Genomic DNA, 18,818 nt, shown 5'->3' with positions numbered 1-18,818 from the left:
GTCGTGTGCGCCTGTTGACGCGCGGGCAGGACGAGTCCGGCCCCACGACCTCGATGAGTCTAGCGGGCTCGCGATGCGCGATCCCCGGCAGGACCCTCGGTTGTGGGGAAGTCAGTCGTCCGCGGACTTCCGGAGACCCTGTCGCCAGCGCACCCCGACGACCACCTGGACGGCCAGCGCGGCGACCCCGAGCAGCAGACCGACCACGATCCGCCACACGTGCAGCAGCGCGTGCCACGGCTGCGCCTGCGGGTCGCCGAGCAGTTCCGGGCGCAGCGACAGCACCACCGCGGCGACCGCGACGAGCACGTACGAGAGCACCCGGGAACGCTTGATCGTGCGCTGCGACGACTCGTCCGGCGGCGGCAGGATCATGGCGGTGTCGTTCGTCCGGTATGGTGGTGGGGCCGCGACTCGTGCGCGGTCGCGGGGATGTAGCTCAATGGTAGAGCCCCAGTCTTCCAAACTGGCTACGCGGGTTCGATTCCCGTCATCCCCTCCACATTCCCGTCGTCCCGTCCACAAGGTCGCGGCGCACGGCGCTGTACCCCGATGGTCCACATTCGTGAGGACTAGCGTGGCGCTGGCCGGAAGGACGTCGACGCGCGGCGCACCCGCTGCCGCAGGGATCGACGGCGGCGCACCCATGTCACGAGTCCGCACGGCCGTCCGATCCGCCGTCACGCTGCCGGCACGCGTCGGCCGGTTCAGCGAGTTCCTCTTCCGCCGTTCCGACGCAGCGTGGGACGTGTACCCGGACGACCCCGCGGAGGGAACGGTCGTCGGAACGGACGTCGCACGGGTCCTGTTCCTCGGCGAGCGCGGGGAGCTCTCCCTCGGCGTGCGCACCCACCAGCTGTCCCTGCCGGCGTTCTTCGCCCGGCACCGCGCCGCACGGCGTGGCCGCGGGACGTCGTGGTCCATCGCGAGCGCCCCGTCGTCGAGCGTGCGGGACCTGCCGACCGTGGTGGACGGACACCGCGAGCACCTGCGTGGCTGTGAGCTCGTCGTCGTCATGGTCGGCATCACGGACGCCCTCCGGGTGATGTCGCCGCTCACCTGGGAACGGCACCTCCGCGACACCCTCGCCGCGCTCCTCGACGCACTCCCGCCCGGCGCCCGGGTCCTCGTCGGTGCGATCCCGCCGCTCGACAACGCCGGCAGCCTCTCCCGACCGGCACGGATCGCGGCCGGTGCGCACGGCCGGGAGCTCAACCGCCGGTCGTGTGCGGTGGCAGCCGACCACCCGCGCGTCGACGTCGTGGGCTTCCCCGAGGAGCTGACGCGGTCGGTGTGGCGTCCGGAGGCGGAGGAGCACCGCTACCGGGACACCTACGCCGTGTGGGGCGCGCACCTGGCCGAACACGCCTGAGGCTCCATCACAGGCTGACTCAGCCCAGCAGCACCCGCAGGGCGGCGACGTGCGCCCGGTACGCGCGCCGACCCTCCGGGGTGAGGGCGAGCCACGTCTTGACACGGCCGTTGCCGGTGGGCTTGCTCACCGTGAGGTAGCCGGCCGACTGCAGCACCTTCACCTGTTTGCTCGTCACCGAGTCGCTCACACCGAGTGCGTCGCGGACGACCGAGAACTCGGCTTCGTCCAGCGGGTCGAGGAAGGCGCAGATCTGCAAACGGTTCGGGGCATGCACGACCTCGTCGAAGGTCGGAGAGGCGCCGCTCGCCGGCTCGTCGAGCGGGGAGGCCATCAGGACGCCACCACGTGGCCGCTGCGCAACTCCGACCGCAAGCGCGCGTCGAACCGCCGCCCGAGAGCGACGATCAGGACGAACAGGACCGCGGCACCCGCCCACACCGGCCAGAGGAGGCCCGTGGCGGCATGGACGACCATGGCGGTCACCACCACGACGACGGCCGACACCCCCATCGCCACCGCCCATCGGGTAGCGGCGCCTGCCCGGTGTCCGGAGACCCAGACACCGGTCCGGCGACGGTAGACGGAGACGAGGGCGCCGAGTCCGACGAAGAAGGCGATGAGGACGCTCATCCGGACGACTGTGCCACCGAGCGTGTAGCCGACGAGGTAGGCGGCGGTCAGCAGCCCGAGCGTCGGGTGGTACCACCAGGGCGTCACGAGGCGGTCGGCGACGGAGGCGCGGGTGGCTTCGACGGCAGCGAGCGCTTCACGGGCTCCGGCCAGGTCGTGCTCGTTTTCCATGTCGGCAAGTCAATCATTTGCCAGCTTGGAAAGTCAACGGGTCGGCGCCACCGGCGGATCATCGCGGAGGCGCTGGAACACGAGGTGGTCCTGCCACCGGCCTGCGATCTCGAGGTACCGCGGCGCCAGGCCGTACTGCAGGAAGCCGTTGCGGGCCAGCACCCGCTGCGAGGCGGTGTTGTGGACCAGTGTCTCGGCCTGGACCCGGTGGAGGGCGAGCTCGTCGAACGCGTGGCCGAGCGCCGCCGCCACAGCCCGGGTGGCCAGCCCGCGTCCGGTTCGGTCCTCCGACAGCCAGTACCCCATCGCGCACGACCGGAAGGGTCCCCGCACGATGCCGCTCAACGTCAGCCGGCCAGCGACCCCGCCGTCGTCATCGAGGATCACGAACGGAGCGGCTTCGCCCCGCTGATGTCGGTCGAGCACGAGCGCGATGTCCGAGCGCTGGCCCTCGACGGTTTCGTGGCCGTCGGCCCGGAGCGGGCTCCACGGTGCCAGGAACTCCCGGTTGCGGACGAGCAGGTCAGCCAGCGCCGGGCTGTCCTCCGACGTGACCAGGCGGATCGGGCTCAACGGGGGCTGCTTCCCGGACGGCCGACCTGTCCGAGTGCTCGGACCATCTCCAGCGTCACGCCGTCGGTGAAGCCCACCGGTCGAGTCCGGCCCGTCTCGACGAACCCGTGGCGGGAGTAGAAGCGCCGCGCCGGCGTCCCGTGCTCGTACACGTACGACCTGAGGTGGTCCGCGCGGCGGCCCGCCCAGTCCACGATGCCCCCGAGCAGGGCGTCGGCGACGCCGTGCGTCCGGCCGCGGAACGCCGGCGACACGAAGACGCCGGTCAGGACCGGGTCGGAACCGTCCTCGTCCCCGATCTGGGCGCTCATCATCCCGATCCACCGGCCGGACAGGTCGTCGACCGCGGCGAGGCTGGTCGTGTCGATCCCCTGGCCGCGCCGAGCGCGGAGACGCCAGTCGTCCTCCGTCATGCCGCGGGTCGTCTCGAGGGTCGCCCCGTACGAGATCGGGTTGTCGGTCGCGTTCTCGATCCGGAGCTCGCGGACCAGTGGCCAGTCGTCCTCGACGGTCCGGCGGATGGTGAACGCGGTGCCCATGCGAGCGACGGTACCGGGCCGACGGCATTGCACCATCGCCGTCCTAGGCTCGGCACCATGGACACCCTCCGGCCGATCGACGTCGCGACCTGGCCTCGCCGCGAGCACTTCGAGCACTACCGCCACCGTGTTCCCTGCACCTACGCGATGACGATCGACGTCGACGACACCGAACTGGTCGGCGCCCTGCACGGGACGCCGGTCAGGAGTTCCGTGGCGCAGATGTGGGCGCTGTCGACCATCGTCAACCGACACGAGGAGTTCCGCATGGCGCTCGACTCGTCCGGAGACCCGGCCGTGTGGGACGTCGTGCATCCGTCGTTCACGGTGTTCAACCCGGAACGGGAGACGTTCGCCAGTGTGTGGACGCCGTACCGCGAGGACTTCGCAACCTTCCGCCGTGAGGCCGTCGACGTCCTCGACCGGTACCGCACGGCGTCCTCGCTCTTCCCGCAGGACGACATGCCGCCGAACGTGTTCGACGTGTCGAGCATCCCGTGGGCGTCGTTCACCGGGTTCACGCTGGGGATCCGGGATGCGTGGGACCACCTGTCGCCGATCTTCACCATCGGCCGCTACCGGCGGACCGAGGACCGGGTCGTCATGCCTCTGGCAGTCCAGATCCACCACGCGGCGGCGGACGGCTTCCATGCGGCTCGTCTGGTGACCGAGTTGCAGGAGCTGTTCGCATCACCGCAGTGGGTCGCCGGAGCCGCCAGCTGAGCCCGTGCCGCTCTGATCTGCCACCTCGAGCGGGATGTCCGGTTCGCGGGGCGGTACACCCAACTCCCGCGCAGCCTCGAGGTACGCCCGGTACACCACTGCGTACTGCTCCCGTGCGTCGTCGGCCTGCTTCTGCATGTGCGGACGCTCGACGTACGTCTCGTACCCGATCGTCCGACGTCGGTCGGCCTCGGTCGCCACGGCGACGCTCCACCGCCACACATCGGCAGCGCTCGCGTCCGCCTGCGCTGCGGTCAGCACCTCGGCCGGGACGGGCACGACGGGCACAGCCGCGTTCCTCGGGTCACCCGAGATGAGCACCGACGCGGCTCCGAGGCAGAACCAGATCCCGATCACGACCCCACCTGCACCGAACACCGTGGCGCGCAGGAACGAGCCCGACACCAGGAGCCCGACCCCGAGGCCCGCTGCCGCCACCAGTGCGACGGTCAGGAGTGCGAGCAGTGTCCATCCCCATGCCGCCCGTCGCTGTCGCCGGCGGACGGCCACGGGGTCGTACCGGTCGCGCCACCGCCGGACGGTGGCGACGCCGGGGCCGTCGCGGTCCACGTAGACATCCCCGTCGGGTGCGACGAAGACGGCAGAGTCGGGCGGGTCGATCACGACCCCAGCGTCTCACCGCTCGTCACGAGGCGACCGGAAGTCCGACGCGTCCGGCTCGCCGGACAGCGCATACCGCAGGGCGGTGACGACTCGAGAAGGACGACACCCGGTCCGGACAGCGCCACAGCTGCCCACTGCCAGGCCGACGGGTCACGGACGAAGGTCAGGACACAGCGGCCCACGGCATCCGGCGCCAGGCCAGCTGCGACCGCCACCGGGGCACTTCGGTGACCGCGACGGTCACGCACAGTGCGGTGACGACGACGGCCAGCCAGGACGGCCAGATCACCCACGCGGCGACGGTCGCGCCGACGAGGTGCGCCAGGACCGACACGATCGTGACGATGCCGTGCGTCGCGACCGGTGCGTCGCCGCCCGGCCGGTCACCGGGCGTCGAGAACACGGCGGGCGGGACGAGCAGCAGGAGCACGGCCCCGATCGCGAGCGCGATCGAGTGCGGCCAGAGTGCCCACGGTACGGCCACCCAGGCGACGAGTTCCGCGCCGGCGCGGAGGCCGCCGCGGACGGGGTCGTGTCCGACGCTCATCGTGGGCCGGCGCGCAGGCCGCGGTCGAGGAAGTCGATCATCCACGTGAAGCTCTCGTCGACGTCGGTCCCCATCTGGAATCCGCCGGAGACCTCGAGCGTCGCGAAGCCGTGCAGCACGCTGCGGAGCATCCGGAGCGCGTGGACCTCGTCCGCCGGGTCGAGGCCGTAGTCGCGGAGGACGGCGGAGAACGACGACAGCGTCCGGTCGAGTGCGAGGGTGAGCGGGTCGTCGGCGTCGGCGGGACGGGCCCCGGTCGTGGCCGCGTAGCGACCGGGGTGCTCACGCACGTACCGGCGGACCGCACCGGCGGCGGCGGCCAGGGCGTCCCTCCCGGCCCGCCCCTGCGTCGCGTCCCGCAGCGCTTCGCTGAGTTCCGCGACCGCGACGACCGCGATCCGTCGGGTGAGGTCGGTGAGACCGTCGACGTGCTTGTAGAGCGACGGCGCCTTGACGCCGAGCCGTTCCGCGACGGTGCTCATGCTCACCTGCGCGAGCCCGTTCTCGTCGGCGAGCGCGGCGGCGGCCTCGGTGACGACCGCCGCGTCGAGTCCGGCCCTAGGCACGATCGTCCTCGATCGGCATCGCGGCGAGGGTGCGGCCGAGGAACGGGAGCAGGAGCGCCAGGACCTCGGCCGGGGTCTCGGTGTGCGGGTAGTGCCCGGCTCCCTCGATCACGGCGAGCTCGCCGAGACCGGACGGCAGGTCGGCGAGGACCCGACGTCCCTCGGCGGCGGGGTCGGCCCAGTCCGGGTCGGCGCTGCCCTCGATGACGAGGACCGGGCAGCGGACGTCGGCGAGCCGGGCGCCGGCGTCGGTCGGCGAGGTCTTCGTCATGGCGCGGAGGACGGCCATGCGCTCGGGCTGCCGGAGCGTGTCCTCGATGCGGCGACGCTCCTCCGTCCAGTCGGCGGGCTTGGTGGGCACGGCGATGTCGAGGTAGGCGAGCCAACCCGGCAGGCTGCCGGTCGTCATGACCGTGAGGAGTCGGAACGTCCCGGCACGGTGCTGGTTGCGGTTGCGGAGGAACCCGCCGAGGTCGAACGACTGTGCGCGGGTGAAGGGAGCCAGCTCGACGATGCCGGCGACGACGTCGGGTGCGTCCGCGGCCGCGATGGTCGCGGCACCGCCGCTGATCGACTGCCCGACGATGAGGGCGGGGCCGCCGAGGTGCCGCACGACGGCCACGAGGTCCGCGGCGATGTCGGCGCGCTCGTAGCCGGACCAGCCGGTGCTCGAGTCCCCGCAGCCGCGGATGTCGACGTTCGCGACCCGGTAGCCGGCAGCGACGAGCTCCGGGACGAGGAACCGGTACGAGTGGCGACTGTCACCCATGCCGTGTGCGAGGACGACGAGCGGACCGGTGCCGCTGACGTCGACCGCGATCGTGCCGCCGTCGAGTTCGATGTGTTCGAGCATGAGCGCCTCCTGGCTACGAGTGTTAGCCATAAGCTAATACCCGTAGCCAGGACGTGTCAACACCCGGTCAGGACGGACCCCCGTCGGCTGCGATGCACTGCAGCTGCGTCAGCGTGACGGGCGTCACGGCCTCGAACGAGAGCGTCCCCGCGCTGACCCCGCCGGCGAACGGGAACACCCGTGTCTGCCCGGCCCACACGAACTCCTCGTCCTGCGCGTCGAGCTGATGGACCACGCGCTCGTCGGCGTCCCGCAGCACGATCCGCCACGATGCCTTCCCCGCCGCGGCCGCGGTCACCGTGACGAGCGATGCCGCCGCGACCGTGACCGGCACCACGACGCTCTCCCCCGCGGCGAGTGCCACCTGGGTCAGCCCGGTGTCGTCCGTGAGCGGTGAGGCCCCGACCGGCAGGACGTCGTCCGGGGTGTCCCGGTACCCGTGCTGCTCGGACGCCGAGGTCGGGCGCGTGTCCGCAGCCCACCCGACCGGCGTCTCCGACAGCGCGACGACGATCCGCGACGCCCCGACCACCACCGCGTGCGGGATGCTGATGGACCCCCACGGCTCGTCGTCGACCGTGACGGCGCCGATGAACCGGCCGGTACCGGTGGTCTCGATGACGGTGGACGAACCACTCCCCGGCGGACGCAGCACCGTCCGCCGGACCGACGGCGGCACGAGCACGTAGGTGCCGGTCGACGGCGCCAACGGGTACAGCCCGATCGTCGCGAACACGTACCAGGCGCTCATCTCGCCGTTGTCCTCGTCGCCGGGGTACCCCTGGCCGAGGTCGGAGCCGACGAACAGCCGGTCGAGGCACTCGCGGACGATGCGGTGTGCGTCGTCGTGCCGGCCGGTGAACATGGGGAAGAACGGGATGTGGTGCGCGGGCTGGTTCGACAGTCCGAGCATGCCCATGCGGATGTCGCGGGCCTCGGTCATCTCGTGGATCGCGAACCCGTACGAGCCGGAGCGATCGGTGCCGCCCGTCTCGCGGCGCTCGGAGAAGCGGGCGAACGCCTCGTCGAACGCCGTCGGGCCGCCGTGCAGGTCGACGATGCCGGCACCGTCGTGCGGGGCGGTGAACATCGTGCCCCAGGCGTTCGTCTCGGTGTAGTCGCTCCCCCACACGTCGGGGTCGAAGCCGCCGTCGGGGTCGGAGTCGTCCCGCCACGAACCGTCCGGTGTCCGGCCGATGAAGAACCCGCGCTCCCGGTCGAAGACGTTCCGGTACTGCAGGGACCGACGGGCGAACCACTCGTGCTCGGCCCGGTACCGTGCCTCGCCCGCGGCGTCGCCGGCAGCCGCGGCACGCTCGGCCATCACCCGCGCCAGGACGGCGACACCCCAGTCGTTGATGGCCGCGTCGAGGGTCCACGACATGCCCTCGCCGGTCGCCGTGTCGACGTACCCGCGGAACAGGCCCGGGAGGCTCCCCTTCCGTCCGACCCGTCGGTCGCGCGCGGGGACGGTCGCGTTCCGCACCGCCGACCGGTAGGCCTGCTCGACGTCGAACCCGTCGACGCCCTTGGCCACGAGGTCGGCGAAGACCGTGTCGCTCGTGGTGCCGGTCATGACGTCCTCGGCGCCGGGGGCACTCCAGCGCGGGGTCCACCCGCCGTCGGTGAAGTGTCCGACGACGCCCTCGGCAAGGTCGGCCGCCGTGTCCGGGGTGAGGAGCGCGAGCAGCGGCCACGCGGTGCGGTAGGTGTCCCAGAACCCGTTCGTCGTGGTGAGCGGCCCGTCGACGACCTCGGGTCCGGGCTGGTCCCGGATCGGCTCGGACAGGACGTCGCCGTACGGGGAACGGTGGCGCGGTGTCCCGTCCAGAGCGGTCTCCCCCGCGCGCGTCGGGTAGAGGAACGCCCGGTACAGCCCGGAGTACAGCGAGACGAGCTGGTCGTCGGTGGCGCCCTCGACCTGGAGCACGTCGAGTTCGGCGACCCACCGGTCCTCGGCCTGCTCGCGCATCGCGGTGAAGTCGCCCGCTGCACGCAGGTTCGCGACGGCGTCCTCGGCGGAGACGGTGGAGATGCCGAGCAGCACGTCGGTGTCCCCGGTGACCTCGACCCACCCGCGGAGCTCCCCGTCGACGACGGTGGTGTGCTCGGCGACCGCGTTGATGATCCGGACGTGGACGTGGTGCGGCGGAGTCTCGGGGCGGTCGTCGAGCAGGGCGTCGACGACCACCGCACCGTCCTCGAGCCGGACCGAACACGAGCGGAGCACCCCGTGGTGGTCGAGCACGACGCTGCGGACACCGGTGAACCGCCAGGCCAGGGCGAACTCCCCCGCGGTCATCTCCGCGGTGACGCCCTCGTCGAGGCCGACCCGGTACCGGTGTGGTCCGTCGAGCTCGTCGACGTGGTCGAACCCGAGCGCGCGGGCGGTCCGGTCGACGTCGGGCTCGGCGAGCGGGGAGGGCATGACCTGGAACACCCCGCGGTCGGCCATCCACGGCGAGGGCAGGTGGCTCGTCGCGAACGCCTGGATCGCCGGGCGGTTGTCGCTCGGGCGGTTGTGCTCCTGGTAGGCGTACGGCCACCGGCTGTCGGACGCGTTCGTCATCGGCAGGCCGAACACCCCGCCGTGCGGGAGTCCGACGAGCGGGGCGTTGTTCCCGCGCGAGAACGTGCCCGACGAGTGCGTGCCCCGGGTGGTGCGGACGGAGTCGAGCGGGCGACCGCCGGGAGGCACGGCACCGGTCCCGGGGCCGGCCGGCTCGATCCGGACGTCGTCGAGCCAACCGCGCACGGTGCGGCCGGATGCGGCCGACGCCGCGTCTGCGGCCGGCCCGGCGTCGGCCCGGGCAGCCCTGTCCACCGCCGGATCCGGCCCGGCAGCGGACGCTGGCCCGTCTGCGCGGCCGAGTCGGGCCTCCAGGCGGTCCACGACCTTGCCGGCGAGCGCCGACAGGTCGACGGTCCGCCGGTTCCACTGGTCGACCCACTGCTTGCGGGCGTCGTCCTGCGCCTCCGGTGTGACGGCGTCCCCGTACTGGTCGCGTGCGAGAGCGTCACCGACGCCGTCACTGAGCCGGGTGCCGTCGGTGAAGACGACGTCGAGTGCGAACGCCGTGGCGGCCCAGAACCGGTCGAGGTCCGAGACCCCCGGTTCGGTCTGCCCCTCGGGCAGCGACCGCTCCGGGAACCAGACCCAGGTCAGGACGTCGGTGGGCCCGACCTCCCGTCCGGCGAACCCGGGGACGACCTGCACGGACCCCCTCGGGTCGGTCTGTTCGATCAGGGTCGCCTGCTGGGCGACGAACCCGACTCCGTTCCGGGCCGCGACCGCGGTCACGGGGCCGGTGTTCGTCGGGCTGTCGGTGGTCGGGCCGCCACGGCGCTCGTCACTCATGGATCGGTCGTTCCCCTACTTGTAGACGGCGGACTGACCGTAGAGCACCTGCGTGAACTGCGACACGTAGGGGCTGACGTCTCCGTCCGGCAGGTTGTACGTCATGAAGACGCCGTACCCGTCTGCCTTGGTGCGCTCGGCGAGCGTGACGGCCAGGTCCACCGGGGTGTTCTGGATGTCGACCGCCGCGGCCGAGAGCTTCGACTTCGGCACGCCGGGGATGCTCGGCGCCGTGTAGGTGCCGTAGTAGGGGTTCCAGGCGTAGTCGAGCTTCTTGCCGATCGACGGCTTCTCGTGCTGCAGCGACGTCGACGACGGGCCGATGTCGTAGAACGAGATGATCTTGCCGGGCATGTCCGCTCGGAGCGCCGAGATGAGCCAGCCGATCGACTGGTCGTTCGGCTGCGGGGTGCCGTCCACGCCGTAGTCCGAGTACTCGTCGTCGAGGTCGACGCCGTCCAGCCCGTACTTCTCGACGGTCGCCGACACCTGCGCCGCGAAGTCCCGCGCGTCCGCCTTCGACGTGAAGTTGGCCAGGCCCGTGCCCTGGTGGTTGCCGAGCACCGAGAGCGTGACCTTGATGCCCTTGGCCTGCAGCGGGCGGATCTGGGTCGCCGCCTGGTCGAGCGTGCGCTGCACGTTCTCGTTGGCGTACAGGACCGCGTCGCCGTCCGCGTCACGGTTGATGTTCGCCGCGAAGATGATCGCCACGTCGAACGCGTTGGCGCCGTTCTCGAGTGTGTACCGGCCGACGTTCCGGAGCTCGTCGTTGTTCACCTCGACGTAGGCGATGCTCGTCGGCCCGGACTTGGTCGGAGCCGTGTGCCCCGGGCGGCCGTGTCCGTGTCCGTGGCCGTGGCCGTGCCCGTGCCCGTGGCCGTGTGCTGCCGCTGCCGGCCCGCCGGGAGCCGCCGACGCGGCGGCGGGCACCATCGGCGCCGCCACCATGGCGACCAACGCCGCCACGATCCCGATCTTCATGGTCTTCTGCATGACACTCCTCTTCGAGTGGTGTCCGCGGCGACGAGGTGCCGCCGTGGTCCACGACCGGTCCGGCCGTGGGACCCGCCGCCGGGACACCCGAAGTCCCGGCGGCGGGGGTCTCAGTTGGCCGCCGTCAGCGCTCCTCGCTCGTGCGCGGGAAGCGGAAGGTGCGGACCTCGAAGGCGTCGACCGGGAAGGCCGCCACCCCGTCGGTGACCGCGGCGACGCCGGGCAGCGCCGGGTCCGTCTCCTCGAGCAGCGTGACCTCGACCGGCTCGCCGAACGGCCCGTCGACCGCCAGGCCCCCGGTCCCGCGTCGGCCCGCCGGCTCGTACACGCGGACGACCAGGTCACCCGAGCGGTCGTCGGCGAGCTTGACGGCCGAGACCACGACGTCACCGGAGGCCTGGACGAGCGAGACGAAGCCGTGCGCACCGGTGATCCGTCGGACGGACGTGTTCATGACCGTGCCCGCGGCGGTCGCCCCGACGACGTCGGTCCCGATCACCAGGCCGTACCGGTGCGTCTGCACGCCCTGGTCCGTCTCGGGGTCGGGGAACCGCGGTGCGCGGAGCAGCGAGAGCCGGACCGTCGTCGTGACGTGCCCGTCGACCGCGTCGCGCGTGACGTCGAACCCGTGGATCGAGTCGTTGACGAGCGCCACGCCGAACCCGGGCTCCTCGACGAGCACGTACCGGTGCATGGACGTCTCGAACTTCGCGGCTTCCCACGAGGTGTTCGTGTGTGTCACCCGCTTCTGCGCGCCGAACTGCGTCTCCGCGATGGTGTGCTCGGCACGGACGTCGAGCGGGAACGCGACCTTGAGGAACTTCTCGGTCTCGTGCCAGTCCGTGACCTGGTCGAACTCGAGCGTCCGGGTGCCGGGCGCGAGCGTGATCTCCTGCGTGAGCGTCGACTCGCTGAACGAGCGCGACACCGAGACGCGGGCGGTCCCGTCCTCGTCGACCGAGCCGCGCAGGGCGGTCACGTCGACCAGGTCGTCGACGCGGTTCCGGTAGTACCGGTCGACGTCCCACGCGTCCCACATGTTCGGGAAGTCCTGGTGCAGCTGGAGCAGGTTCGCGACCTGGCCCGGTGCGATCGCGTCGCGACCGGTGGCCAGGTCGACGGCGCTCGTGACGAGTCCGCGGCCGTCGACGACGACGCGGACCAGGTCGTTCGCGAGCACGAAGCCGCCGTCGGCCTCCTCGAGGCGGACCGGGGTGGTCGCCTCCAGGTCGGTCGTCAGGATCGCGCTCTGCGCCAGGGCGCCGCCGTGGAGGCTCGGGGCCGGGTTGACGACGACCGTCGCGTCCCCGTCGCCGGCGAGCGCCGACAGGGCGGCGGCGATGAGGGCCTCCAGTCGGGCCGCGATCTCCGCGTACCGCTCGACGGCCTCACGGTGCACCCACGCGATCGAGGTGCCCGGCAGGATGTCGTGGAACTGCTGGAGGAGGACCTGCTGCCAGAGCGCGTCGAGCTCGTCGTACGGGTAGGCGAAGTCGGTGCGGGCAGCGGCCGTGGCGCACCACAGCTCGGCCTCGACGAGCAGGTGCTCGCTCCGCCGGTTGCCCTGCTTCGTCTGGTGCTGGCTCGTCAGGGTCGCGCGGTGCAGCTCGAGGTAGAGCTCGCCGACCCACACGGGCGGGTTCTCCAACTCGCTCTTGGCCCGGTCGAAGAACGCGTCCGGGTGCTCCCACGTGACGCGGGCGCTGCCCTCGAGGTCGGCCAGACGCGCCGCCGTGCCGGTCATCTCGCGGGTGGTGCCGCCGCCGCCGTCACCCCAGCCGACCGGCGCGATCGACCCGGAGGCGAGCCGGTTCTCCCGGAACTGCCGGGCGGCCTTCGCGACCTCGGAGCCGGACAGCCGCGAGTTGTACGTGTCCATCGACGGGAAGTGCGAGAACACCCGTGACCCGTCGATGCCCTCCCACAGGAACGTGTGGTGCGGGAACTTGTTCACCTGGTTCCACGAGATCTTCTGCGTGAAGAACCACTCGAAGCCCGCGCGACGCATGAGCTGCGGAAGGGCCGGCGAGTAGCCGAAGCTGTCCGGCAGCCAGACGCCCTTCGGTCGGATGCCGAACTCGCGCTCGAAGAACCGCTGGCCCTGGGAGAAGTGCCGGACGATGCTCTCGCCCGTCGGCATCACCGTGTCGGACTCGACCCACATCCCGCCGAGGGGCAGGAACCGGCCGGCGGCGACGGCGTCCTTGACCTTCGCGTAGACCTCGGGCCGGTGCTCCTTGATCCAGGCGTACTGCTGCGCGCTGGACATGCCGTAGAGGAAGTCGTCCGTCTGGCCGATGAGCTCGGTCATGCTCGACGTGGTGCGGGCGACCTTGCGGATCGTCTCGCGCACCGGCCAGAGCCAGGCGGAGTCGATGTGCGCGTGGCCGACGGCGGAGATCCGGTGCGCGGAGGCCTCGGCGGGTGCGGCGAGCACCTCGGCGAGCGCCGCACGGGCGTCCGGCGCGGTCTCCGGGATGTGCTGCAGGTCGAGGGCGTCGAGGGCGTCGTCGAGCGCCTGGAGGATCCGCATGCGCCGGGGGCCCTGCGGCAGCTCCTCCTGCAGTTCGAGCAGGACGTCGATGTCGAGCGCGAGCTCGTGCACCTCGGCGGCGAACACGGCGAGGTCCATCCGGCGGCTCGTGTACAGCCGTTTCGGGGACGACGTCCGGATGTCGCCCTCCTGCGTGACGAGGAAGGGGTGGTAGTCGAGCAGCACCGGGTTGGACGCTGCCTCGACGAAGAACTCGACGGTCTCGCCGCCGACGGCTGCTTCCGTGATGAGCACCCACTGGTTGCGGGGGTTGAGCGACTTCACCGGGGTGCCGTCGGACAGGTAGACGAGCCCCTCGCACTGGAAGCCGGGCATGTTCTTGTCGAACCCGAGGTCGACGAGCGCCTCGACCCGCTGGCCGGCCCACTCCGCGGGGACGGTGCCCGACAGGCGGAACCAGGTGGTCCCCCACGCGGCACCCCACGGAGTGCCGACCTCGTACGGTTCGAAGTCGAGCGTCAGGCCCTCCGCGGGGGCGATCGGCTCGCCGGGCAGCTCGTGCCAGGCGGTGTCGAGCGGGACGGCGGTGGCGTGCACCTCGGGCAGGATGCGCTCGTCGAGGACACGGCGTGCGCGGCCGATGGTGAGCGGGATGTCGTCGTGCATTGGTCCTCCGGGACGGCGGTGTCCGTCCGGGTCGTCGGGGCGTGGGGCGTGGGGCTGGTCGTGCTGGTCGTGGTCAGGGCATCGTCGCGGGGTGTGCGACGGAAACGGTGGCGGACGCGGTGTCGTTCGGGACGTCGACGCAGGTGCTGATCCCGCGCGCGGCCAGGAGCGCGGTGTCCCCGAGGCGGGAGCGCAGCACGACCTGCGGGCCGCGGCCGTCCTGCTCGGCGATCGCGAGCCAGGCCGCGGCGAACCGGCCGCCCGGCGCCGAGTCGGCCCGGGTCCCGCCGAGCGGCGTCCCGTCCGGGGCGACGTCGTCGAGCACGAGCGCGGTCGTCGGCGGGGTCGGGGCCTGGTACCGGCCGTCACCGAACGCCAGGGCCATCTCACGGAACCGCTCCCCGGTCGGCTTCACGCGGCCGTCGTTCGTGAGCAGGCCGAGGTCGTACTCGAGCTCCGGGAAGTCGGCGAGCGAGCGGGACACGTCGTGTGAGCACCACCACGTGATGCCGAACAGCCCCTGCACGTCGAGGGCGTGCCGGATGGTCGTCTCGGTGAACGTCGGGGCGTCGGCCACGTCCACCACGTTGGTCGGTGCGCCGACCTCCTGCAACCAGTTCGGCCGGTCCGCGCGGGTGTTCCACGCGGCCGCGAGCTGCAGCAGGTACTCGCCGTGTCGGACCGACCCCGGGCCGAGGGCACCGTGCAGGCGTGCCGACCCGTTGAAGACCCACGAGTGCGTGATGGTCGCGTCCCCGTGGTCGGCCGCATGCTCCGGGCCGAACGGCTGCGCGTCGTCGTACCAGGCCGCGTCGTACTGGGCGAGGGTCACGAGGGGGGCCGGACGCTCCCCCGCGGCGGGGGCGGGCCGGGTGCCGGAGCCGGGTTGAACCTCCGGACCGGCGAGCCCCTCGCGCGCCGCGGCGACCATCGCCGCCGCCCACGCGTGCCCCTGCTCGGGCGTCGTCGCGAACGGCGACGGGTGCGGGGCGTGCGCGAACTGGTTGACCTCGTTGCCGACCGTGACGCCGAGCAGGTTCGGCCGGTCCCCGACGGCGGCGGCGAGTGCCCGGACGTACGCGGCGGTCGAGGCGACGACGTCGGGGTCGGTGAACATGTTCCGGCGGTGCCACGAGTCGAGCCAGGACGGCAGGAAGTCGAAGCTCGACAGGTGCCCCTGCAGCGCGTCGACCGTGACGTCGAGTCCGAACGAGCCGGCGATGTCCACCACGGTCGCCACGTCGTCGAGCGCCTGTTGCCGGATGAGCGTCCGGTTCGGCTGCACGACCGGCCAGAGCGGGAAGACCCGGACGTGGTCGGCGCCGAGCCCGGCGATCGCCTCGAGGTCCCGCGCGGTGTCCGACGGCGAGAAGTCGAGCCAGGAGTGGAACCAGCCGTTCGACGGTGTGTGGTTGACGCCGAAGCGCATCAGCCCTTCACCCCGCCCTCTTCCACGCCCTTGAAGAAGAAGCGCTGCAGGACGGCGAAGATCACGGCGATCGGGATGAACGCGATCATCGTCCCGGCGGCGATCATCCGCTGGTCGGTGGCGAAGGTGCCCTGCAGGTACTGCAACCCGACCGTCAGCGTGAGCTTGTCCGGGGACTGCAGCACGATGAGCGGCCAGAGGAAGTCGTCCCACGCACCGATGAACGAGAAGATCGCGATCACGGCGATCGTCCCCTGCACGGCGGGCAGCGAGATGTAGCGGAGGCGCTGCATCGCGTTCGCGCCGTCCATCACGGCCGCCTGGTCGATCTCCTCGGGCACCTGGCGGAAGGCGTTGTACATGAGCAGCACGTTGAGCGCGGCGATCATGCCGGGCAGGGCGACACCGACCAGGGAGTCGGCGAGGCCGAGGTCCTTGACCGTGACGAACTGGGAGATGATCGTCGCCTCGCCGGGCAGCACGAGGGTGGCGAGGAACAGGCCGAGGACGACCTTGCGACCCTTCCACTGCAGGCGGGCGATCGCGAACCCGGCGAGCGTGGCGAACACGATGTTCCCGATGACGTCGATCGCGGCGACGATGAGCGAGTTCCCGATGTACCCGAAGACCGGGATGGCGTCGCCCACGCGGAGGTAGTTGCCGAACGTCGGCTGCGCGGGGATGAACGACGGGTTCGCGGTGTAGATGTCCTCGCCGGTGCCCTTGAGCGAGGTCGAGAGCTGCCAGAGGAACGGACCGATCGTGATGAACAGCACCACGACGAGCAGGACGTAGCGGAGCACCTTCTCGCGGGTGGACATGACGCCCCACACCGCGCGACGGCGCTTGCGTCCGCCGGGCGGGGACTGCCGGGACGCCCGGCCCACGTCCGTCGCTCCGGTCACGTCCGGTGTCGGTGCGGCCACGCCGGCGTTGCCGCCGATGACCGGTTCGCTGGTGCTGGTGGTGTTCGTCACTTGTCCGCCTTGCTGTTCATCCGGGCGAGGGCGAGCATCGGGATCAACGTCACGGCGAAGAGCAGGAGGCTCAGGGCGGACGCGTAGCCGAGGTTGCCGGTGAAGCCGCGGGCGTACTGCTGGATGAGCATGACGAGGGAGTTGTCCTGGCCGCCGGGGCCACCCGTCCCGTTCGTCAGGATGTAGAGCTCGCTGAAGACCCGGAGGGCGCTGACGCACACCAGGATGCCGACGAGCGTCATGGTGCCGCGGACGCCGGGCATGGTGACCGACCAGAACCGGCGCACCGCCCCGGCGCCGTCGAGAGCGGCGGCCTCGTGCAGGTCCTTGCCGACGTTCCCGAGGGCAGCCAGGAAGATGATCATGTAGTAGCCGAGGCCCTTCCACACGGTCAGGCTGATCGCGCTGAACAGCAGCAGCCACCGGTCGGACAGGAACGGGATCGCGCCCTGCACGACGCCGAGCGACTGGGCCATCTCGTTGACGACGCCGCGGTCGTCGAGGATCCAGTTCCAGATGAGCCCGACCACGACCGCGCTCGCGATCACCGGCGTGTAGTACGCGGTCCGGAAGAACGCGATCCCGGGCATCTTGTGCTGCACGAGCACGGCCATGAGGAGCGGGAGGACCGTCAGCAGCGGCAGGCACACCACCATGTAGATGACGCTGTTGAGCAGCGCCTCCCACACCTGCGGGTCTGCGAGCAGGGTCCGGAAGTTCGCCGTCCCCACCCATGCACTGACCCCACCGAGCGGGCTGGCGTTCGTGAACGACAGCCGCACGGTGTTGATCGACGGCCAGAGACTGAACGCGAGCAGCCAGACCAGTGCGGGCAGCACCAGCAGCCAGGGCGTGAACCAGCGGTTCGCACGCATGACGATCCTCCCTCTTCGGGTACCGGGCCGGATCAGCCGTTGGCGAGCAGGGTGTTCATCTTGGTCTGGGCGGTCTGCAACGCCTTCTCGGGCGTCGTCCCGCCCTTCATCGCCAGCGCGATCTGCTGGTCGAGGAAGTCCGTCATCGCCGAGTTCGCCTCGACCGGGTTGAGGTTCTTCGCGGTCTTCAGGGCGTCGTTCGCGAGGACGCGGGCCTTCGCGTGCACGGTGCCGTCGTCCTCCGAGAAGAACGGGTCGGACTGCGAGGACTTCGTCGACGGGAAGATGTTCACCAGGTGGGCGAACTCCTCCTGGTTCTCGGCGTTCGTCATGAACGCGGCGAGCGCTTCGGCGGTGGCGAGGTGCTTGCTCTTCGCCGAGACGCTGAGGCCCTGCACGTACAGCGGCGGGTTGTCCAGCGCCGGCGAGACGATGATCTTGCCCTTGAGCGACGGGTTGTTCTTCTCGAAGTCGCTGATCGCGGTCGCACCACCGGTGGTCCAGGCGACCTTGCCCTGCGTGAACAGGGTGGAGTTGCCGAGGTAGTCGGTGTTGAGGACCGACGACGGCATGAGCCCGTCCTGGTAGGCCTTCGCGTACTTGCTGATCAGGTCGGCGGCCTTCGAGGAGTCCGCGAACGTGAACTTCGTGCCGTCCGCGTTGAGGATCTTCACGCCGGCCAGCGAGAAGTCGGACAGGCCGGGCTTGCGGCTCATGAGGTAGTCGTCCGGGCACTGCTCGTGCATGGTCGCGGCCTGGTCGAAGAGCTCGTCCGTGGTCGCCGGCGGGTTCTCCGGGTCGAGGCCGCACTGCTCGAACATCGTCTTGTTCCAGTAGTCGATGTCGGTGTTGAGGTACCAGGGGTACCCGAACGTGCCGTCGACGCCCTTGTACCGGTAGGCCGCGAGTGCGCCCTCGACGTAGGTCTTCCCGAGCGTGGAGTCGTCCTTCGCGACGTCCTGCAGGAACCCGCGCTTCGCGAGGGGCAGGGCGATGTCCGGCGGCAGGTTGACGACGTCGGGCAGGGAGTTCGACGACGCCTGGCTGAGCACCTTCTCGGCGTAGCCGTCGCCGGGCTGGTCGACGAGCTTGACCTCCGCGTCGGGGTACTTCTTCTCGAACGCCTTCACGACACCGTTGAGGTAGTCCGTGTACGTCGGCGTGAGTGCCCAGGTCTGCAGGGTGATCGACCCGCTGACCTCTCCGTCGCCACCTCCACCGGTGGCCGCCCCGCTGCCGCTCGAGCAACCGGTGAGGACGAGCGCTGCGGCGGCAGCGCCGGCGAGGATCGCGGCCACTCGGCCCGACGTCGTGCGTGGGGTGGTTCTCATCGTTGCTGACTCCTTCGTCGAGCTACTGAACCGGTTCAGCCTTCTACGCCGAACCGCTGCGTGACGGCGACGATGCCTGACTAAAGCGCTATAG

At 71.2% G+C, this 18,818-nt stretch carries 18 protein-coding genes and 1 tRNA gene; 3 read left to right on the top strand and 16 right to left on the bottom strand.

What is annotated here, in order from left to right; genetic code table 11:
- Positions 1-111: 111 nt before the first annotated feature.
- The gene (locus DEI95_RS06515; protein ID WP_111059749.1) at positions 112-375 is read right to left on the bottom strand and encodes a hypothetical protein; all 264 of its coding nucleotides are present in this window, start codon (positions 373-375) and stop codon (positions 112-114) included.
- Positions 376-428: 53 nt separating this feature from the next.
- On the opposite strand from DEI95_RS06515, the gene DEI95_RS06510 reads away from it, so the two are divergent.
- A tRNA-Gly gene (locus tag DEI95_RS06510) sits at positions 429-502 on the top strand.
- A gap of 144 nt (positions 503-646) precedes the next feature.
- Positions 647-1,372 (top strand): hypothetical protein, encoded by a 726-nt coding sequence (locus DEI95_RS06505; protein WP_111059748.1) that lies wholly within the window; start codon positions 647-649, stop codon positions 1,370-1,372.
- Positions 1,373-1,391: 19 nt separating this feature from the next.
- On the opposite strand, the gene DEI95_RS06500 is transcribed toward DEI95_RS06505, so the two are convergent.
- From DEI95_RS06500 to DEI95_RS06485, 4 genes are read right to left on the bottom strand one after another with little or no spacing between them, the layout of a single operon-like run.
- Positions 1,392-1,706, bottom strand: coding sequence for a transcriptional regulator (locus tag DEI95_RS06500; RefSeq protein ID WP_110890217.1), 315 nt, complete (start codon positions 1,704-1,706; stop codon positions 1,392-1,394).
- On the bottom strand, positions 1,706-2,176 hold the full coding sequence (locus DEI95_RS06495) for a hypothetical protein (RefSeq protein WP_111059747.1): 471 nt from the start codon (positions 2,174-2,176) through the stop codon (positions 1,706-1,708). Before DEI95_RS06495 ends, DEI95_RS06500 begins: the two co-directional genes overlap by 1 nt.
- Positions 2,177-2,209: 33 nt before the next feature.
- Positions 2,210-2,749 (bottom strand): GNAT family N-acetyltransferase, encoded by a 540-nt coding sequence (locus tag DEI95_RS06490; protein ID WP_111059746.1) that lies wholly within the window; start codon positions 2,747-2,749, stop codon positions 2,210-2,212.
- Positions 2,746-3,288, bottom strand: a complete 543-nt coding sequence (locus tag DEI95_RS06485) for a GNAT family N-acetyltransferase (protein ID WP_181436218.1) — start codon at positions 3,286-3,288, stop codon at positions 2,746-2,748. The genes DEI95_RS06490 and DEI95_RS06485 overlap by 4 nt, the downstream gene beginning before the upstream one ends.
- A gap of 57 nt (positions 3,289-3,345) precedes the next feature.
- Between DEI95_RS06485 and DEI95_RS06480 the strand changes: the two genes are divergently transcribed.
- Entirely contained in the window at positions 3,346-4,011 is a 666-nt protein-coding gene (locus tag DEI95_RS06480) for a CatA-like O-acetyltransferase (protein WP_111059744.1), read from the top strand.
- On the opposite strand, the gene DEI95_RS06475 is transcribed toward DEI95_RS06480, so the two are convergent.
- The 11 genes from DEI95_RS06475 to DEI95_RS06425 form a co-directional block, all read right to left on the bottom strand.
- Positions 3,979-4,635: a hypothetical protein gene (locus DEI95_RS06475; protein ID WP_111059743.1), complete on the bottom strand. Its 657-nt coding sequence runs from the start codon at positions 4,633-4,635 to the stop codon at positions 3,979-3,981. The genes DEI95_RS06480 and DEI95_RS06475 overlap by 33 nt on opposite strands.
- 163 nt (positions 4,636-4,798) lie before the next feature.
- A complete protein-coding gene (locus tag DEI95_RS06470) occupies positions 4,799-5,182 on the bottom strand; it encodes a hypothetical protein (RefSeq protein WP_111059742.1) in 384 nt (127 codons plus the stop codon).
- Positions 5,179-5,748: a TetR/AcrR family transcriptional regulator gene (locus DEI95_RS06465; protein WP_111059741.1), complete on the bottom strand. Its 570-nt coding sequence runs from the start codon at positions 5,746-5,748 to the stop codon at positions 5,179-5,181. The genes DEI95_RS06470 and DEI95_RS06465 overlap by 4 nt, the downstream gene beginning before the upstream one ends.
- Positions 5,741-6,601 (bottom strand): alpha/beta fold hydrolase, encoded by an 861-nt coding sequence (locus DEI95_RS06460; RefSeq protein ID WP_111059740.1) that lies wholly within the window; start codon positions 6,599-6,601, stop codon positions 5,741-5,743. The genes DEI95_RS06465 and DEI95_RS06460 overlap by 8 nt, the downstream gene beginning before the upstream one ends.
- Positions 6,602-6,668: 67 nt before the next feature.
- On the bottom strand, positions 6,669-9,959 hold the full coding sequence (locus DEI95_RS06455) for a GH92 family glycosyl hydrolase (protein ID WP_111059739.1): 3,291 nt from the start codon (positions 9,957-9,959) through the stop codon (positions 6,669-6,671).
- Between the two features lie 15 nt (positions 9,960-9,974).
- Positions 9,975-10,952 (bottom strand): endo-beta-N-acetylglucosaminidase H, encoded by a 978-nt coding sequence (locus tag DEI95_RS06450; RefSeq protein WP_111059738.1) that lies wholly within the window; start codon positions 10,950-10,952, stop codon positions 9,975-9,977.
- Between the two features lie 124 nt (positions 10,953-11,076).
- On the bottom strand, positions 11,077-14,112 hold the full coding sequence (locus DEI95_RS06445; RefSeq protein ID WP_111059737.1) for a glycoside hydrolase family 38 C-terminal domain-containing protein: 3,036 nt from the start codon (positions 14,110-14,112) through the stop codon (positions 11,077-11,079).
- 73 nt (positions 14,113-14,185) lie between these two features.
- Complete coding sequence (locus DEI95_RS06440) at positions 14,186-15,541, bottom strand: glycosyl hydrolase (RefSeq protein ID WP_111059736.1); 1,356 nt, start codon at positions 15,539-15,541, stop codon at positions 14,186-14,188.
- Positions 15,541-16,518 (bottom strand): carbohydrate ABC transporter permease, encoded by a 978-nt coding sequence (locus DEI95_RS06435; RefSeq protein WP_220032830.1) that lies wholly within the window; start codon positions 16,516-16,518, stop codon positions 15,541-15,543. Before DEI95_RS06435 ends, DEI95_RS06440 begins: the two co-directional genes overlap by 1 nt.
- Positions 16,515-17,393, bottom strand: coding sequence for a carbohydrate ABC transporter permease (locus tag DEI95_RS06430; RefSeq protein ID WP_110823792.1), 879 nt, complete (start codon positions 17,391-17,393; stop codon positions 16,515-16,517). Before DEI95_RS06430 ends, DEI95_RS06435 begins: the two co-directional genes overlap by 4 nt.
- 32 nt (positions 17,394-17,425) lie before the next feature.
- Positions 17,426-18,724 carry a sugar ABC transporter substrate-binding protein gene (locus DEI95_RS06425; RefSeq protein WP_110823791.1) on the bottom strand — a complete coding sequence of 433 codons (1,299 nt, stop codon included), beginning with the start codon at positions 18,722-18,724 and terminating at the stop codon, positions 17,426-17,428.
- Positions 18,725-18,818 lie beyond the last annotated feature (94 nt).

The organism is Curtobacterium sp. MCBD17_008 (assembly GCF_003234475.1).
Classification (GTDB): Bacteria; Actinomycetota; Actinomycetes; order Actinomycetales; family Microbacteriaceae; genus Curtobacterium.
The sequence above is the reverse complement of the archived record's forward strand: the minus strand, read 5'-3'. Positions and strand labels throughout refer to the sequence as shown.

Bases quoted from the DNA above. Each gene is read 5' to 3' on its own strand.
- DEI95_RS06515 (WP_111059749.1), bottom strand. From the start codon at position 375: ATGATCCTGCCGCCGCCGGACGAGTCGTCGCAGCGCACGATCAAGCGT.
- DEI95_RS06440 (WP_111059736.1), bottom strand. From the start codon at position 15,541: ATGCGCTTCGGCGTCAACCACACACCGTCGAACGGCTGGTTCCACTCC.
- DEI95_RS06430 (WP_110823792.1), bottom strand. From the start codon at position 17,393: ATGCGTGCGAACCGCTGGTTCACGCCCTGGCTGCTGGTGCTGCCCGCA.
- DEI95_RS06445 (WP_111059737.1), bottom strand. From the start codon at position 14,112: ATGCACGACGACATCCCGCTCACCATCGGCCGCGCACGCCGTGTCCTC.
- DEI95_RS06450 (WP_111059738.1), bottom strand. From the start codon at position 10,952: ATGCAGAAGACCATGAAGATCGGGATCGTGGCGGCGTTGGTCGCCATG.
- DEI95_RS06425 (WP_110823791.1), bottom strand. From the start codon at position 18,724: ATGAGAACCACCCCACGCACGACGTCGGGCCGAGTGGCCGCGATCCTC.
- DEI95_RS06460 (WP_111059740.1), bottom strand. From the start codon at position 6,601: ATGCTCGAACACATCGAACTCGACGGCGGCACGATCGCGGTCGACGTC.
- DEI95_RS06495 (WP_111059747.1), bottom strand. From the start codon at position 2,176: ATGGAAAACGAGCACGACCTGGCCGGAGCCCGTGAAGCGCTCGCTGCC.
- DEI95_RS06455 (WP_111059739.1), bottom strand. From the start codon at position 9,959: ATGAGTGACGAGCGCCGTGGCGGCCCGACCACCGACAGCCCGACGAAC.
- DEI95_RS06485 (WP_181436218.1), bottom strand. From the start codon at position 3,288: ATGGGCACCGCGTTCACCATCCGCCGGACCGTCGAGGACGACTGGCCA.
- DEI95_RS06470 (WP_111059742.1), bottom strand. From the start codon at position 5,182: ATGAGCGTCGGACACGACCCCGTCCGCGGCGGCCTCCGCGCCGGCGCG.
- DEI95_RS06480 (WP_111059744.1), top strand. From the start codon at position 3,346: ATGGACACCCTCCGGCCGATCGACGTCGCGACCTGGCCTCGCCGCGAG.
- DEI95_RS06505 (WP_111059748.1), top strand. From the start codon at position 647: ATGTCACGAGTCCGCACGGCCGTCCGATCCGCCGTCACGCTGCCGGCA.
- DEI95_RS06500 (WP_110890217.1), bottom strand. From the start codon at position 1,706: ATGGCCTCCCCGCTCGACGAGCCGGCGAGCGGCGCCTCTCCGACCTTC.